The sequence below is a fragment of the Streptococcus viridans genome (genome assembly GCF_900636365.1).
Lineage (GTDB): Bacteria > Bacillota > Bacilli > Lactobacillales > Streptococcaceae > Streptococcus > Streptococcus viridans_A.
On the sequence record NZ_LR134266.1, the window covers coordinates 1,864,486 to 1,880,633 of the forward strand.

Consider the following 16,148-nt stretch of genomic DNA (forward strand, 5'->3'; position numbering starts at 1 on the left):
GGTAAAGAGGGTGGAGACTCCCCCATCCTCTTTCTGTTACCTGTGAATTTTTCACCGTATGTTTACTGATTTATCCAGCTTTTTTACTTGGCCTTATCGGCTCTTTTTTTCTTATCATCCAGCACAGCACCAGCAAGTCCTGCTGCTAGGATTCCTGCTACAAGGCTTGCGACGCTTTCTTCCGTTCCCGTATTTGGTAATCTACCTTCGGAAACTGAAGTTACTGAAACTGCTGGTGTTTGAGCTATTTTCTCGACTTCCTTCCCTGCTGAAACGATTCCTTTCTGACTGACAGGGTCCACCCCAACAGATGACTTAGAAGTTTCTGCTAGCTCTGGTCTTTCTGAGGCATGAGGATGTTCTGAGTTCGGAAGCGGTTGTGGCTCTGGTTGTGGTTGTAGTTGTGGCTGCAGCTCTGGCTCTGGTTGCGGCTGTGGTTGTGGTTGTGGCTGTGGTGTTGGCTTGTCACTTGGATTTTCCGTTGGAACTTCCTTGGTGCCGACTTCTGTGATCTCTGCTACCGGTTCCACCTCGACAAAAGCATCGACTTCCTTACGTGTTTCCACTCCGTTTTCTTGTGATACTTCTACAAGATGGAGCTTGCGTCCTGCTTGGCCTTCTTGCACAAGCTTCTTCTCACCTTTCGGCAAGCTATCATTTGGACGTTCTTCATGCGCAAAATCAAGTCCCTCTGCCTCAATGATAAGTTCTGGCTTCGTATGAACCAGATTCTTAACCCCTTCTTCAGGAATGGCCGAGCCTGTAGGTGCTTTTGCGGATAGAGAAAGTTGATATACTTTTTCGAGCTTGCCATCTTCTGAGACAACCTTGACAAGAACCGGAGCATTGGCACTTTTAGCATCCACGACCGTAACGGCTGTTCCATTCTTGCCTTGTGCTGAAACGATTGGACGTTCTCCCTCATACTCTAGATGATAATCTGTCACATCTGCTTTAAAACCTTCTAGGTCTTTGCCATTCACTTGGATCGTGACATCAGTTGTTGCCTGGGCCTCTTCTGTTGGGGCATAGGCGCTCAATTCAACGATTCCGATTCCTTTAAGATTTTCATCACGGACCATTCTTAAACGGATGGCTTTGGTTCTGGTTTCGTTGAAGCTGAGGTTAGAGATATAACCAGGCTCAAAGGCATAATCCAAGCTGTAAGGAATTTCTTCCCAGTTAGAGGCCTGGTTAAATGGATGATCTGGAAGATTCTTCAGATTGCCATAATCATCCGGAACATCAAAGTCTGGACCAATGTAGCGTTCAAGAACCGTTTTCGTTGGCAGACCTGTTTCCTGATCTGCAAAGAAATCGACTGCTACTTTATTGACTAAGCGCTCTGTTACTTGACCATTTTTCTTGAAAATGAGACCAGCAAACACTTCGGTTTGATCTGGCTCTCTCTTCCAGTTGGTCCAACGGTAGTACTCGTTGTAGCCACCATCATTGATGTAATCGATATAGTCGATTTGATTTGGATCGAGATCGTTGGTTTCACTAGCAAATGCTCTGGTATCCTCTGCATTGTAGTCACGGTTCACAGAGAGGATTTCTCCTGTCTTTTCTGACACCCGGACGGTCAGCTGAGCTGTCAGATCATAACCGAGGACCTTTCCTTCTAACGTGAAGTTGCCTTCATGAGAAAGTGCATCAGCTGGGATAGCCTGCCAGTCCACCGTCAGTTCCTTGCGTTCATAACCTGTGTCCCCTTTGAAGTAGACACCTACTGTAGATGGTAGAACCAGATCTTGACCGACTTTGACAAAACGTCTGCCTGCTTCTACTGCTACTGGGGTAGCTTGTTTCAGTTTTTCTGCATCACTTGTGAGATGGAGGCGGTATTCTTGTAAGATAGTACCATCTTCTGCTTTATGGATGACACGGATTGGCTCACCTTCATGGACGCTTGGCACAACCGTTGCAAGACCGTGATGGCTAGCCGTCGCTTCCACTTGTGGATAAGCCCGATCACGCGCATCGATGTAGTAATCGGTCACACTTGGATTAACTCCTGGTAAAACCTCACCGTTGACACGAATGGTCACCTGGCTCTTTTCTTCTGCCGCAACCTTATTGGCAAATACCTGAATCTCTGAAATAGAGCTTCCACGTTTGCCTTCTGGTGTCTTCATACGGATACGAACAGCATAGGTGTCGACTTTATCAAAACTGAAATGATTCATCTTGCCAGCTGCTACCGGTTCTTCAACGGTTAGGTTGCTGACTTCTTTCCAGTTGGCTGGATTGTTAAATGGATGGTCTGTTTCGTCTTTGACGCGATTTGGATTGCTTGGAACAGTTGGGATTTGTTCCCCTGTATAGTACTCAATCACATATTCACTTGGAGCCCCAACGCCGTGGTCTTCGTGGAAACCAACATGGAGGTTGTCCACTGCTCGCTTGGTCAAGATACCAGAATCCCCAAACAAGATACCAACAGAATCTTCCGCATTGTCACGGCCCCAGTTGGTCCAACGGTTAGCTGGAGCATCGGTAAAGGAGATGACCTTATCATTGACCTTAGCAACTGGATCCGCATCGTTAGAGTCACTTGCAAAAGCGAGTGGCAAGACTGATCCTGTCCATTGCTCAGCTACATTGGCTCCCTTGACTGTGGTGCTAGAAACACGAATATGAAGACGTGTTGGAAGGTTGGTTCCTTCTACACGGCCTGCTATGACAACTTCTCCTTCTTGGGCCAAGAGTTGCGGATCGACCGCATCCCAGGCCACCTTGGCAGCATAGGTCTTGCCATTGGAGTGATAAGTCCGCACGCTTTCTGGAAGGGCTGGTTTTTCACCAACTGGCGTTGTCGTGCTGACTTCTTCTACAGCGATAATGCCTTCAACGGTGACTTGAGCTTGGGCTTCTTTTTCCACACCCTCTACATGACCTGTGACTGTAAAGCTATGGTAATCCTTGACTTGATCTGCTGCCACGGTATCCCAGGTCACACGTTTTTCTTTCGGGAATCCCTTATCATACTCGACCAAGACGGTCTCTGGAAGAGCTGGCAAAACGTTTCGATCGGTGCTGATCCGTACAGGACGCACCTTGACAACCGTCTTTTCTTCAGGATTTGGCGTGATGGTAAAGGTGACTTCTCCCGTTTGTCCTTGGAAGCTAGCTTGTAAATGAACCAATCCTGCTTCTCGCAATTCCAAACCTTTATTGGTTGCGACTGCTTTTCCTTGACTTCCCGCTGCTGTTGCCACATCGATTTGATCTGCTTTGAGACTTGCCTGGCTACCATCTTGGTAATGAGCAATGACTTCAAGTAGTACTGTTTGGTCTTCCTTGAGTTCTTGCCCTTCTGGCAGACGCAATTCTAAACGTTGGATCTGTGGACTTTCTTCTTGGAATTGGACCACATAGGTCTGTACAGCTCCCGTATCCTTAGCGGTAACATAGATTTGAGCTTTCAAACCATTTTCACGGCTAGCTTGTAGTACCGTCACTTGGGCATTTTCTGCACTTGCTGTGACTTGACCTGGCTCTTGCCCATAAGCGAGGGAACGGAAAATGGTATGGTTGCCACTACCAAATTTTGGAAGGGCTACCCCATCTAGCTGAACCGTTGGTTTCTTAGCCTTGGCTACATCTCCTCCTGCAACCACTAGCGTCGCTTGGACCGTTTCCCCATTGCCTAGGAGACCTGTCGCCTTCAAGCGAGCACCTGGTGTGGACAACTGATCTTCTTGACCAGCTTCCAAGGTCCATTGATCAACTTCATAGCTAACTGTCCGGCCATCTGTGAAGACCAATTGCACTGTCTTATCCACTGTCGTTAGATCTGCTCCCTGTGGGATTTGTTTGATAACTGGAAGGACTTGCTCCACACCGATCACATCGACCAGAGCTTCGACCGTCCGTCCTTGAACATGACCTGTCACCCGGACTTGGCCAGCACGACTATAGTCTGCTGCATCCCATTCGACGGCTTCTTCTTGGGCCTTGCCATCACTATAGACGACAGATACGTGACTTGGAAGTTCAGGATTTTGTCCCAAGTACACTTGAGTTCGAACCGGTTCGACCCCCAAGACAGAGCGTTCTTCCTGGTCCTTCTTACCAGTAAAGAGGCTAACTTGGTCTGACTGCAAGCGGTCTGAGTCTGCATACAGGGTAAAGGCACCTGCTTGCTCAGTCGATTTGACAATGACAACCCCTTTGCCGTTAAAGGCCCGACGTTGCCATGAGCCATCTTCCTGCGCTTTGTAGCGTTCCCGGCTGGCTTGTTCCCCGTTATCGACACCGACAATTTGACCTTGCCCATGCAGATGGAAATGCACCAAGTTATTGGCAGTTGGGACCACACGACCTTCTTCATCGACGATTTCATAGGTAATATAGGTCAGATCCTTGCCGTCTGCTGCAATCGCGTGTTCTTCTTTCAATAGACGAACACCGGCTGGCTTCCCAGCTGTCTCGATCTGATCACGGGCGATCACTTCGCCTGCTTCGTTGCGCGCAATAGCTTCCACTTTACCTGGTACATAAGGAACCAACCACTCTAGATAGAGTTCATCCGGATTTGCCCCTTCTTGGTAGGTCCGGCCATCTGCTGTGGTCTTCTTGGTAAAGGTCTTGACCCCTTGTGATTCCCCATTGACAATCAATTCCACACTGTGGGCATTAGAGAAGGACCGAACAGGGATCCGACCTTCTTCATCCATGACACGATTGGCCAATTCTGGATTTTCCCAGTTCCAATGCGGTAAGAGATGGACCATTGGATGTTTCTCAGCTGACAACCATTGACTTTGGTACAGGTAAAAATCATTCTTCGGAAGGCCGGCAGTATCGACAATACCGAAATAAGAACTTTTCACAGGTGTGTCATTTTGGTTGTGCCATGGTGTTGGCTCACCGATATAGTCGGTACCTGTCCAGATAAATTGCCCTGCATAGCCGGCATGATCGCGGTCAAAGGTCCAAGAGGCTGTCGCTGTCCGACCCCAACCAACCCGGTCATTGCCGTAGTCTGATTGTTCATAGTGGCGGTCTTCTTGGTTGCTTCCGACCCATTCTCTTTCAGGGTGGTAGTAAGAGCCCCGTGTCCGCGTCGCAGAAGAGGTTTCAGAACCATAAATGAGCCAGTTTGGGTGTTTAGCTCGTAGGCTTTCATAGTTGGCCTCTGAATAGTTAAATCCAACTGCATCGAGCTCTGCCGCTACCTTTTCATGCCCTCCTGATCCATCACCAAAGCGGAATTTATCAGCTCCCATGGTGACATAGCGAGTTGCGTCCACTTCCTTGATGGTCTTTACGAGACGACGAACGGTTGCGACAGACTTATCAGATCCATCTGCCTCACCGATTTCGTTACCGATTGACCACATCACAATAGAAGGATTGTTCTTGCCTCGCTCTACCATGGTTCGAAGGTCATAGTCAGACCACTTATCCCCTTTACGAGCTTCTGGATGCGTTGCATCCTTTTCAAAGAATCGACCGTAATCGTATTGTTTCTTACCACCATACCAAGTATCAAAAGCTTCTTCTTGGACCATCAAGCCCAACTCGGCCGCAATTTGCAAGGTTTGTTCACTGGCTGGGTTGTGGGTCGTCCGGATGGCATTGACTCCCATGTCCTTCATCTGTTTGAGGCGACGGTATTCAGCCTTGTAATTTTCCTCAGCTCCGAGAGCCCCATGGTCATGGTGAAGGGAAACACCGTGGAATTTCGTAGCCACTCCGTTAAGGAAGAAGCCCCCTTCTGGTGTCCAGTTCAGATAGCGGTAGCCAAAGCGTTCCTTTTGCACATCGACCAACTGCGAATCCCGATAGACCCGCGTATACAGCGTATAGAGAGCTGGGTTATTGGTCTTCACATCCCAGAGGGTCGGTTTTTCAACATGAAGAGTATGAGACAGGTTGATCTCTTGACCAGCCAAAACGGATTGAACTTCACTACGTACCTTTTCACTGACCACTTGACCATTTTGATCGACGATTTCGTATTCTGCATAAATACTATGGGCTTGATCATCTTGGTTAACAATACGACTCTTCACAAGAGTATCGACTGCCCCATTCTGTTGTTCTTCTAATTTTGAACTCGTGATGGTGGTCCCATACTTAGCCACATGAACCTTGTCCGTCACACTGAGTTTGACATCACGATAGATCCCACTTCCAGAATACCAACGACTACTTGGTTGTTGGTTGACTACATGAACCGCGATGGTATTTTCACTTCCATCCGCATTCAAATAAGGAGTAATATCATAAGAAAAAGCATTGTAGCCATTTGGATAATGACCAACAAATTGCCCATTTACATAGACTTTCGAATCCATGTAAACTCCACCAAATTCCAAACGCACCTTCTTATCGAGGTCCTTGTCTTCCAAACGGAAGGTCTTGCGATACCAAGCATCCCCACCGTTTAATTGTCCCCCTTCATTTTGAGCCGGAGAGTTGTGATCGAAGTCAAAGAAGATTGACCAATCGTGGGGTAAATCTAATTTTTTCCAGTTTTTAACATCCACCTGGCGACCTTCTGCACCAGGAGCTGCATTTAATTTGAAATACCAGTCCTTGTTAAAGTCTCGTTCGCGATCTTGCACCATGTCCTCCGCTACCTGTTTTTGGTCTTTCGTAGCCTCTTCAGTAGCCCCAGCAGAACGTTCACTTGTTTGAGGTTCCACCTGTGGCTGTTCGACTTCGCTCTCATTTCTTTCAGGAGTAATGACAGCAGGCGCCTCTAAGGTTGTTGAAGCTTTATCACTTGTCACAACCTCTCCATTCGTTACCTCTGACGCTTCCCTTGTGGACGTCATCTCCTCTTCTGTTACAGCTCTTCCTTCTTCTTCTGCCAATACTGATGGAGCTCCAAAAAAAGATACACCGATTAAAACAGAACAAGCTCCAACCGCGAGCTTGCGAATACTAAATACACTGCGCTTTTCAAAAAAAGACTTTCCCATATTTAACCTCCTATTGGGATTTTTTTAAAATGTAAGCGCTTTCTAAAATGCGTTTGCAAATAAAGAAACTCTACATTTTAACTATACCAAAAGTTGAGCCTTTAACAAGAGAACAGGCAAAGAATATATAGTTTGTACTAAAAGAACTATACTTTGTCGAACTGATTCTTATGAGCATAAAATAGGATTGTGTAGAGAATAAATCTCTTTCATATACAAGAAATTGATAAAGAAGATAGTGCTGACGATCATCATTCAGTATAAAAGATTCAAGACCTCCTCTATATCCTGTTTGATTTTTTCTATGCCCTAAAAAGGGATTCTCCTGTCTGAAATAGTTGTCATTCCAGCGGAGATAAGGTAGAATGAAAAGTATGAATTGAAAGGATACCACATGAACTACATTATTACTTTTTTGATCTCCATGATTCCTCTGATAGAACTTCGTGGAGCTGTTCCCTATGCTATCTCTAGCGGAATTCCTCTCTGGCAAGCTCTTTTGATTGGGGTGATTGGAAACATGCTTCCTGTCCCTATTATCTTCTTTTTCGCTCGCCATATCCTGGAGTGGGGAAAAGAAAAACCTGTGATTGGGAATTTCTTTACTTGGTGTCTCAACAAGGGCCATCGTGGAGGTCAAAAATTGGAAGAAGCTGCAGGTGATAAGGGAATCTTTTGGGCCCTACTCCTCTTCGTCGGCATTCCCTTGCCAGGAACTGGAGCCTGGACTGGTACCCTCGCCGCTTCTATTCTAGACTGGGACTTCAAACGGAGCGTTTTAGCGGTCATGTTGGGAGTCATTCTAGCAGGGCTTATCATGGGAACCCTCTCGCTCCTCTTTGGACTCAATACCTTTGCGCATTAAGAAAAAAATAAAAGCATGGTATCAGATTAGGAAATACCTTCTTCGATCCTTTCCTTATGTGAGTACGGACGTCAGCGAACTTCTACGAAGTTCCATGACTTAGTTTTGGATCTAAGGTTCCAAAACTCCCGAGTGCTTGAAACAGCAATGTTTCAAGTACTTTTCTCACGGCGGAAAGCCTCAGTATGTATTTGAATTAATTTTCAGTCAGAATATCTCCGTTATTTTATGAATTCTAAGTTTTTAATAGTTAGAAAATGCCTAAAACAAATGTCTTAGGTATCTTCCTTACAAAAAAAGAGGTTTCCACCGAAACCTCTTTTTTTTATTCTTAGTTGTTAAGAGCTGCTGCCATTGTAGCTGCAACTTCTGCTTCAAAATCATTTGAAGCTTTTTCAATACCTTCACCAACTTCAAAGCGAACGAATTCAACAACTGAAGCATTTACTGATTCAAGGTAAGCTTCCACTGTCTTGCTGTCATCCATGATGTAAACTTGTGCAAGAAGAGTGTAGGCTTGATCAACTTTCGTGTTGTCCAAGAAGAAGCGATCCATTTTACCTGGGATGATTTTATCCCAGATTTTTTCTGGTTTACCTTCAGCTGCCAATTCAGCTTTGATATCTTCTTCAGCTTGAGCGACAACTTCGTCAGTCAATTGAGCTTTAGAACCATACTTCAAGTGTGGAAGAGCTGGTTTACCAACCATTGCACGGCTTTCGTTGTCTTGGTCGATCACGTGGTTCAATTGTGCCAACTCATCTTTCACGAATTGCTCATCCAACTCTTTGTATGAAAGAACAGTTGGTTTCATTGCAGCGATGTGCATTGAAATTTGTTTAGCAAGTGCTTCGTCTCCACCTTCGACAACAGAGATAACACCGATACGTCCACCGTTGTGTTGGTATGCACCGAAGTGTTGTGCATCTGTTTTTTCAAGCAAAGCAAAACGACGGAATGAGATTTTTTCTCCGATTGTAGCTGTTGCAGATACGTATGCTGCTTCAAGAGTTTCACCTGAAGGCATTGTCAAAGCAAGAGCTTCTTCGTTGTTAGCTGGTTTACCTTCAGCGATGACTTTCGCTGTTTCGTTTACCAATTCAACGAATTGAGCGTTTTTCGCAACGAAGTCAGTTTCAGCATTTACTTCAACTACTGCTGCAACGTTACCGTTCACATAAACACCAGTCAAACCTTCAGCGGCAACACGGTCAGCTTTCTTAGCTGCCTTAGCCATACCTTTTTCGCGAAGCAATTCGATTGCTTTTTCGATGTCACCATCAACCTCAACCAAGGCTTTCTTAGCGTCCATGACACCAGCACCAGATTTTTCACGCAACTCTTTAACAAGTTTAGCTGTAATTTCTGCCATTTTGATTCTCCTATATTTTTTTAAAAATAGGAGAGCCGGGCTAAGCCCCGCCCTCCTAGGTAATTACGATTGTAATAATTAAGCGTTGTCGCCTTCTACAACTTCAACGATTTCTTCGATTGAATCTGCTTGAGTTTCAGTTGCTGCCAATTCAGCTTCAACTGATGCAACTGCATCTTCACCTTGACGTCCTTCGATAACAGCGTCAGCCATTTTCGCAGTGATCAATTTAACAGCGCGGATAGCATCATCGTTTGCTGGGATGATTACATCGATATCGTCTGGATCAGTGTTTGTGTCGACCATCGCTACAACTGGGATACCCAATTTCTTAGCTTCTTTAACAGCGATTTGCTCTTTGTGTGGGTCAACAACGTACATTACGTCTGGGATACGAGGCATATCTTCGATACCACCCAAGAATTTTTCAAGACGAGCGCGTTGTTTGTTAAGAAGTGCCACTTCTTTCTTAGGAAGAACATCGAAGATTCCTTCTTCTTCCATGCGTTTGATTTCTTTCAAACGAGCGATACGTTTTTGGATTGTTCCCCAGTTAGTAAGGGTACCACCCAACCAACGGTGGTTGATGTAGTATTGACCTGAACGAACAGCTTCTTCAGCAACAGCTTCAGCAGCTTGTTTCTTAGTACCAACAAACAATACAACTGCGTCGTTTGCAGCAGCATCACGCATGAAGTCATATGCTTGGTCAGCGTATTTTACAGTTTGTTGCAAGTCGATAACGTGGATTCCGTTACGCTCAGTGAAGATGTACTTAGCCATCTTAGGGTTCCAGCGACGAGTTTGGTGACCAAAGTGTACACCAGCCTCAAGAAGTTGTTTCATTGAAATTACTGCCATGAGTAAATTCTCCTTTTTGTTTTTTTCTCCTCTCCCAGACGTCAGCTTGCAACACGACCACAAGGGCAACGGTGCCACAATGGTTCCGGGATGAGTATTTATTGCTTTACGCAACTTTATTAGTATAGCAGATTTAGAAGCTTTTTGCAAGTCATTTGAGAGAAATTCCTAGACTTTCCTGCTTTTCTTCAGGACCTTCCTCCTTCCTTTTATTTTTTCTGCTCGATTCTCATTCTTTCCCTTTCAGAGGACTTTTGTCTGAAATTTTTTCTTGACCTTATCTGATTTTTAAGATAAAATAGAATATGTTGTGGCGGTATAGCCAAGTGGTAAGGCACGGCTCTGCAAAAGCTTGATCGTCGGTTCAAATCCGTCTACCGCCTTCACAAACAAATATCAATGAGCCCAGCAATGGGCTTTTTTGATACATCAGCTTGATGGAATCTCACTTTCGCCCCTTTGTCAGTGATTGTGTTTTCCATTCATGAAAGGAAACGATATTATGAAAAAAGTTACCTTATATGCTCTCAGCATCCTCTCTTTGGCCATGCTCGCTGCTTGCCAACCAGCACAAGAAGAGACTCACCAAAGAAAACCTCTTGTGAGCAGCTCTAAAAAAACCTCTAAAAGCTCTAAGAGTTCTAGAAGTTCATACTCTAAAAAGGCATCCAGCAAAAAGGATTTTTCATCAGGCTTCGACGATGATCATTCTCATATCTCTTCAGACTCTAACACGCGCGAGGATCCTAACTATACAATGAGCTTGATGGACCAAGGAGAATCACTGGAAGCTATCGGGGATATCCCTGAAATGCCAAAATGGGTTGCCTTCAAAGAGATTAAAGTGGAAATCCTCGTCGGAAATGAAGCCCTTGCCCCTACTACAAAAGATGAAGCCATCAGCAAGTTAGGCCCTACTGATTCCACTTCTGATAATAGTGGTTACTGGCATGGGGAGGGCAGTGGTATCATGATTAGTTTTAATGAAAAAGGCCAAGCTACTAACAAAATTGCCACCTTGCCTAACTCTAAAAAGGTTACGAATCTCAAGGATATTCAACCTGGAATGACGGCTAAAGAAGTCATTGAAAAACACGGCCGTCCAGAAACTGTTTTCGTCTTTGGCTACGCGACTATCTTTACTTGGAAAGGTGAAGACGGGAAGGACTACTCTGTCGGTTTTGACAAAGAAACAGTCTTCCAAGTCTCTGAGCCTGCATAAGAATCCCTTCTCAACAAACACAAATCCTCCAAGACGCTGGTCTTGGAGGATTTCTTTGTATCAAGGGGGAAGGCCCCTTTTTCATTCCTTATAATTCTGCAATTTGATTGAGGTTGACTTCTGCCACAGTGTCATTTCCAAACATGGTGATAATCATTTTCACCTTGTTGTTATCGATTTCTGTGATCTTACCAGTGTAGTCTGCAAAGGCACCATCGATAATGCGTACAGTATCTCCCACCTTCACATCAATGTTGAAATCTTGAACTGTTTGTCCCATCGAAATCAAGATGTTACGAATCTCGTCTTCCAAAAGTGGAGTTGGTTTTGAACGGTTCCCGTGTGATCCAACAAATCCTGTTACGTTTGGTGTATTCCGAACAACAAACCAAGCTTCATCAGTCATGACCATTTCTACTAAGACATAACCAGGGAAGCGATTTTCTTCGATTTCTTTTGTTTTCCCGTTCTTCTCGATTTGCACAGTTTGAGTAGGGATTTCTACACGCAAGATGTTTTCCAACATGTTATATGTTTGTGCGCGTTGAAGAAGGTTTTCCTTCACTTTGTTTTCATATCCTGAGTAGGTCTGTAGGACAAACCAGCCTTTGTCAAAACTATCCATTTTTGTTTCCTTTCTTATCTACCAGAGGTCCATCGTTTCATCACGATACTAAAAAAAGCCTTCTGGCTCTTGTTTTCCTAGCTCCATTATAACATAAAACCGGAGAAAGCAAAGCAGTTTCTCTTGTTTTTCTTCAGCAAGATAAGAAAAAAAGCATCCACTGAGGACGCAAATTTGTTTCTTTTTTAGAACATATCGATTAGCTTCAAAATACCTTTAGCCACTACTTGGTCAAATAAATAAATCAAAGCTACAAAAAAAGCGGTGTACTCAATCACGGAGATAAAGTTTTTCCATCTTTCCTTGCGATTTGGCCAAGTCGTGTTTTTTAGCAAGACAAAAATATCTTTAAAAAATTTCACAACATTCTCCTATCTGGTTTCTTTATGAATTGTATATTTGCTACAATGTTTACAAAACTTGTTAACTTCTAGACGTTTTGGTTTTGGCGTCGCACTCAACTTGATTGAGTAGTTGCGTGACCCACAAACCGTACACGCTAGACTTGCTTTTTTTAATGCCATAACGCCTCCATTCACACCATTATAGCAAGTTTTCCACTATTTGACAAGTTCTTCTGCTCTCTGGAAGCGCATTTTGTTTGGCTTTTCTCTACGATTTGGTACAATATAGGAGATAAAGGAGAAATTATGAAAAGCGATCATCTAAAAGAAAGTAAAAACATTGAAGACCGTCGCGGGCAAAGTGGCGGAAGCTACTCATCTGGTCGCTCTGGTGGGAATTTAGGGGGGGGATTTTACAAATCCTCCTCTCACCTGGAAGCTTCAAGAGTAAACTAATCTTGATCCTGGTCCTCATCTTTTTGAGCGGTGGAGCTGGATTAAGCGGGCTCTTTGACCAAGGTCAAAGCACGCAGAACTATAACTCAGGACAAGTCACGCGCCAAAGCAATACCCAGGTGAGTGACGGAGATAGCAAATTCGTCAGTCAAGTCCTTGGAACTACTGAGGATTTCTGGGGGCAAACCTTCCAAAATGAAGGCCGAACCTATCACAAGCCAACCTTGGTTTTCTATACAGGTCAAACTCGAACTGGCTGTGGTGTAGGCCAAGCATCTGCCGGCCCCTTCTACTGTCCGACAGACCAAAAGATCTATTTGGACATCAGCTTCTACAAAGAGTTGACCACCAAATACAAGGCTAGCGGAGATTTTGCTATGGCTTATGTCATCGCTCACGAAGTCGGCCACCACATCCAAAACGAATTGGGGACTCTTCAGAGTTACCAGAAAGCCATCCGAGGGAAAAGCGAGACAGAAAAAAATGCCCTCAATGTCCGTTTGGAACTTCAAGCTGACTACTATGCGGGTATGTGGGCTCGCTACATTGAAGAACAAGGCCTCATGGAGACAGGAGATATCGAAGAAGCGCTCAATGCTGCCCATGCCGTGGGGGATGATACCCTTCAAGAACAAGCCTATGGCTACTCCGTCCCTGATAGCTTCACCCACGGGACTTCTGAACAACGCATGCGCTGGTTCAAACGTGGTTACCAATATGGTGATTTTGAGCACGGAGATACCTTCAGCGTCTCTGACGAAGACTTGTAACAACCCTAAAACCAAAAGCCTTTCAGGTCATCATCTGAAGGCTTTTTTAGCACCCTATCGATAGCTATCTGAGCATTATAATGGCTGGGGGGTATTCAATAAATATAATTTTATATGGAGTTGTTCAACTCTATCTTGAAACTTTCCGCCGTGAGAAAAGTGCTTGAAACATTATGTTTCAAGCACTCGGGAGTTTTGAAGCCTTAGATTCAAAACTAAGTCATGGAACTTCTTCGAAGTTCGCTGACGTCCGTACTCACCTAAGGAAAGTTTCTAAGAAGACTGTGAATGGAAAGAATCTTCCCATCTTTTAAGCATCTATTTTTAGAATCCAAACCAACCTTTGAAAGTATCCCAGGCATTTTGTGCTTTTCCAGGAATATCTGCTTCATCGATGGCTTTTTTGGCATCGTCTACGATACCTGCAGCGCGTTCTTTGACCGTATCAAAGAAGCCCTTGTCCTCTTCTGGACTCTCTGTTTCTGTTTCTTGACCGACAGGGGCAATGCCATTTTCCTGGTAAGAATTTTTCTCATTGTCAAAGCTAGTTCCTTCTGTATAAGGAAGGACGCTATTGGCTACATTTCGGAAGATCACTGAGGCTGTCTCTGCACTGGTCCCTGTCAAATAGTGGGTTTCATCCGTCTTAGGGAAGCCTAGCCACTGACTAATGACCACATCTGGCGTGTAGCCGATGACCCACTGGTCTCCGGAAAGATCGGGATTGAAGTCCGTTTCAGTCGTTCCTGTTTTACCAGCCATGGTATAACCATATGGTGCTGCATTGACACCCGTTCCATTGGTAAAGGTTCCTAACATCATATTAGTCATCTTCTTATTGGCTGAACTGCTGAGCACTCGTTTCGATTTCTGGCTGTGACTTTTCACCACCTGACCGCTAGCATTTTCAATCTTCGTAATGAGATGGGCATCGTTCATCACTCCATCGTTGGCAAAGGTTCCATAGGCCTGAGCCATCTGAAGCGGATTGGTCGTCACACCAGATCCGAGAGCAACTCCGAGAGATCTGTCTACCTTGTCCATATTGAGACCAAATTTTGTCCCGTAATCAAAGACCGTATTAAGCCCTAACTCATTGGCTGTAGCGACTGCTGGAAGATTGAGAGATTCTGCCAAGGCTTGGTACATAGGGACAGTCGGGCTACCTTGAATGCCGCCGTAGTTATCGACTGTATAACTACCGTAGACCTTAGTCGTATTGTCCAATTCTTTGTTGGTCGACCAGCCGTTGGCAACAGCTGGACTATACACGACAAGAGGTTTAATGGTAGAACCAGGACTTCTCGCAGATTGAGTCGCATAGTTGTAACTTCTGAAGCCAACATCTTGGTCACTAGCCACGCGTCCAACGATCGCCCGCACTCCTCCGGTCTTAGGATCCAGGGCTACACTACCAGATTCTGCCCGCGTGCCATCTTCGGCAACTGGGAAGAGATCTACATTGTCGTAGATGACCTGCATGCTGGCTTGGTAATTCTGGTCCATCTCTGTGTAGATCCGGTAACCATTCTTGATGATATCTTCTTCTGTTAGACCATATTCGTTGACAGCCTCATTGATAACCGCGTCAAAATAGGACGGGTAGCGATAATCTTCTGACTTGCCTTCATAGGCATCAATCAGTTGGCCATGAATGTCGACTGCGGCGAATTGATCTGCTGTGGCTTGATCGATATAACCAGCTGCGACCATATTTTGTAGGACCGTATTACGACGATTGGTCGCATTCTCGACAGAATAAAGTGGATTATAAATTTCTGGCCCCTTGAGCATACCGGCAAGGACAGCTGACTGATCCAAAGTCAACTCACTAGCGGATACACCGAAATACTTCTTAGAAGCATCTTCAATCCCCCAAACCCCATTCCCAAAATAGGCATTATTGAGGTACATGGTCAGGATTTCTTTCTTACTATATTTTTTGTTAATCTCAAGGGCTAGGAAGAACTCCTTGGCCTTCCGCTCAACCGTCTGATCCTGAGAAAGATAGGCATTTTTGGCCAACTGTTGGGTAATCGTCGATCCCCCACCAGAGCGACCGGCAGTCAAAATCGCCAGGAAGAAACGACCGTAGTTAATCCCACTATTTTTGTAGAAACTCCGGTCTTCCGTCGCAACAACTGCATTTTGCAAGTTTTCGCTAATGGCATCTAACTCAACGTAGGTCCCTTTTTGCCCCGTTAGGCTACCTGCTTGGTTCCCATCTTTATCATAGATGATCGTAGTCGCCTTGAGGGCATTTTGCAGATCTGCTACATTGGTTGTCTTGGCTATGTAAAAAAGATAACCTCCAACAATGAGACTAAAGGTCAGGCCAATCAGTAGGAAGATCTTGGTCAAGTGATACTTGCGCCAAAAGCGTCTGATCGGATGTTGGGAGTGAGATTTTCTCCGTGACTTTTCCGAGCGGCTATAGGTTGGAGCTTGCTCCTCCCCGTCCGTTGATAACTCAACCTCTTCCGCAATCTTCCTTGGGTTTTTTTCTCGTTGGAAATGACGAATCATTCCCTCCATTAATTCTTTTAATTTGTTCATAGTCCCTATTTTATCACCTTCCTAACGTCTAGACAAGAAAGACCTTCGCAAGAAAGGATACTTTTAGCTTTCTTTAAGGTTGCTATCTAGTCTACTCTAGGGCGGGTTTCAGCGTCTCGTCCCCCCCTTCCTCTCCCTC

9 protein-coding genes, 1 tRNA gene and 1 pseudogene are annotated in these 16,148 nt (G+C 44.9%); 4 read left to right on the forward strand and 7 right to left on the reverse strand.

All coding sequences use genetic code 11. The features are described from left to right. Positions 1-83 precede the first annotated feature (83 nt). Entirely contained in the window at positions 84-6,938 is a 6,855-nt protein-coding gene (locus EL081_RS09420; RefSeq protein WP_126404943.1) for an Ig-like domain-containing protein, read from the reverse strand. A 394-nt stretch (positions 6,939-7,332) separates the two neighbouring features. On the opposite strand from EL081_RS09420, the gene EL081_RS09425 reads away from it, so the two are divergent. Further along, a complete protein-coding gene (locus EL081_RS09425; protein WP_126404944.1) occupies positions 7,333-7,803 on the forward strand; it encodes a COG2426 family protein in 471 nt (156 codons plus the stop codon). Positions 7,804-8,134: 331 nt separating this feature from the next. On the opposite strand, the gene tsf is transcribed toward EL081_RS09425, so the two are convergent. Both tsf and rpsB read right to left on the reverse strand, forming a co-directional pair. Continuing rightward, entirely contained in the window at positions 8,135-9,175 is a 1,041-nt protein-coding gene (tsf, locus tag EL081_RS09430; RefSeq protein ID WP_126404945.1) for a translation elongation factor Ts, read from the reverse strand. A gap of 78 nt (positions 9,176-9,253) precedes the next feature. After that, complete coding sequence (gene rpsB / locus EL081_RS09435) at positions 9,254-10,036, reverse strand: 30S ribosomal protein S2 (RefSeq protein WP_042507486.1); 783 nt, start codon at positions 10,034-10,036, stop codon at positions 9,254-9,256. A 312-nt stretch (positions 10,037-10,348) separates the two neighbouring features. Here rpsB and EL081_RS09440 point away from each other — a divergent pair. Continuing rightward, a tRNA-Cys gene (locus EL081_RS09440) sits at positions 10,349-10,419 on the forward strand. A 119-nt stretch (positions 10,420-10,538) separates the two neighbouring features. Then, a complete protein-coding gene (locus tag EL081_RS09445; RefSeq protein WP_126404946.1) occupies positions 10,539-11,258 on the forward strand; it encodes a hypothetical protein in 720 nt (239 codons plus the stop codon). A gap of 88 nt (positions 11,259-11,346) precedes the next feature. On the opposite strand, the gene nusG is transcribed toward EL081_RS09445, so the two are convergent. The 3 genes from nusG to rpmG all read right to left on the reverse strand — a co-directional run bounded on the left by nusG (position 11,347) and on the right by rpmG (position 12,407). Beyond that, on the reverse strand, positions 11,347-11,883 hold the full coding sequence (gene nusG, locus EL081_RS09450; protein ID WP_006595435.1) for a transcription termination/antitermination protein NusG: 537 nt from the start codon (positions 11,881-11,883) through the stop codon (positions 11,347-11,349). 185 nt (positions 11,884-12,068) lie between these two features. Continuing rightward, positions 12,069-12,245, reverse strand: coding sequence for a preprotein translocase subunit SecE (gene secE / locus EL081_RS09455; protein WP_006595434.1), 177 nt, complete (start codon positions 12,243-12,245; stop codon positions 12,069-12,071). Between the two features lie 9 nt (positions 12,246-12,254). Continuing rightward, on the reverse strand, positions 12,255-12,407 hold the full coding sequence (rpmG, locus tag EL081_RS09460; RefSeq protein WP_006595433.1) for a 50S ribosomal protein L33: 153 nt from the start codon (positions 12,405-12,407) through the stop codon (positions 12,255-12,257). Positions 12,408-12,533: 126 nt separating this feature from the next. On the opposite strand from rpmG, the pseudogene ypfJ reads away from it, so the two are divergent. Then, a pseudogene (ypfJ, locus tag EL081_RS09465) lies at positions 12,534-13,453 on the forward strand (KPN_02809 family neutral zinc metallopeptidase). A 324-nt stretch (positions 13,454-13,777) separates the two neighbouring features. Here ypfJ and pbp2a read toward each other — a convergent pair. Beyond that, the gene (pbp2a, locus tag EL081_RS09470) at positions 13,778-16,009 is read right to left on the reverse strand and encodes a penicillin-binding protein PBP2A (protein WP_126404947.1); all 2,232 of its coding nucleotides are present in this window, start codon (positions 16,007-16,009) and stop codon (positions 13,778-13,780) included. Between the last annotated feature and the right edge of the window lie 139 nt (positions 16,010-16,148).

What these genes read in the sequence shown, in the direction of transcription:
- EL081_RS09420 (WP_126404943.1), bottom strand. Translation starts at nt 6,938, where the DNA reads ATGGGAAAGTCTTTTTTTGAAAAGCGCAGTGTATTTAGTATTCGCAAG.
- EL081_RS09425 (WP_126404944.1), top strand. Translation starts at nt 7,333, where the DNA reads ATGAACTACATTATTACTTTTTTGATCTCCATGATTCCTCTGATAGAA.
- tsf (WP_126404945.1), bottom strand. Translation starts at nt 9,175, where the DNA reads ATGGCAGAAATTACAGCTAAACTTGTTAAAGAGTTGCGTGAAAAATCT.
- rpsB (WP_042507486.1), bottom strand. Translation starts at nt 10,036, where the DNA reads ATGGCAGTAATTTCAATGAAACAACTTCTTGAGGCTGGTGTACACTTT.
- EL081_RS09445 (WP_126404946.1), top strand. Translation starts at nt 10,539, where the DNA reads ATGAAAAAAGTTACCTTATATGCTCTCAGCATCCTCTCTTTGGCCATG.
- nusG (WP_006595435.1), bottom strand. Translation starts at nt 11,883, where the DNA reads ATGGATAGTTTTGACAAAGGCTGGTTTGTCCTACAGACCTACTCAGGA.
- rpmG (WP_006595433.1), bottom strand. Translation starts at nt 12,407, where the DNA reads ATGGCATTAAAAAAAGCAAGTCTAGCGTGTACGGTTTGTGGGTCACGC.
- pbp2a (WP_126404947.1), bottom strand. Translation starts at nt 16,009, where the DNA reads ATGAACAAATTAAAAGAATTAATGGAGGGAATGATTCGTCATTTCCAA.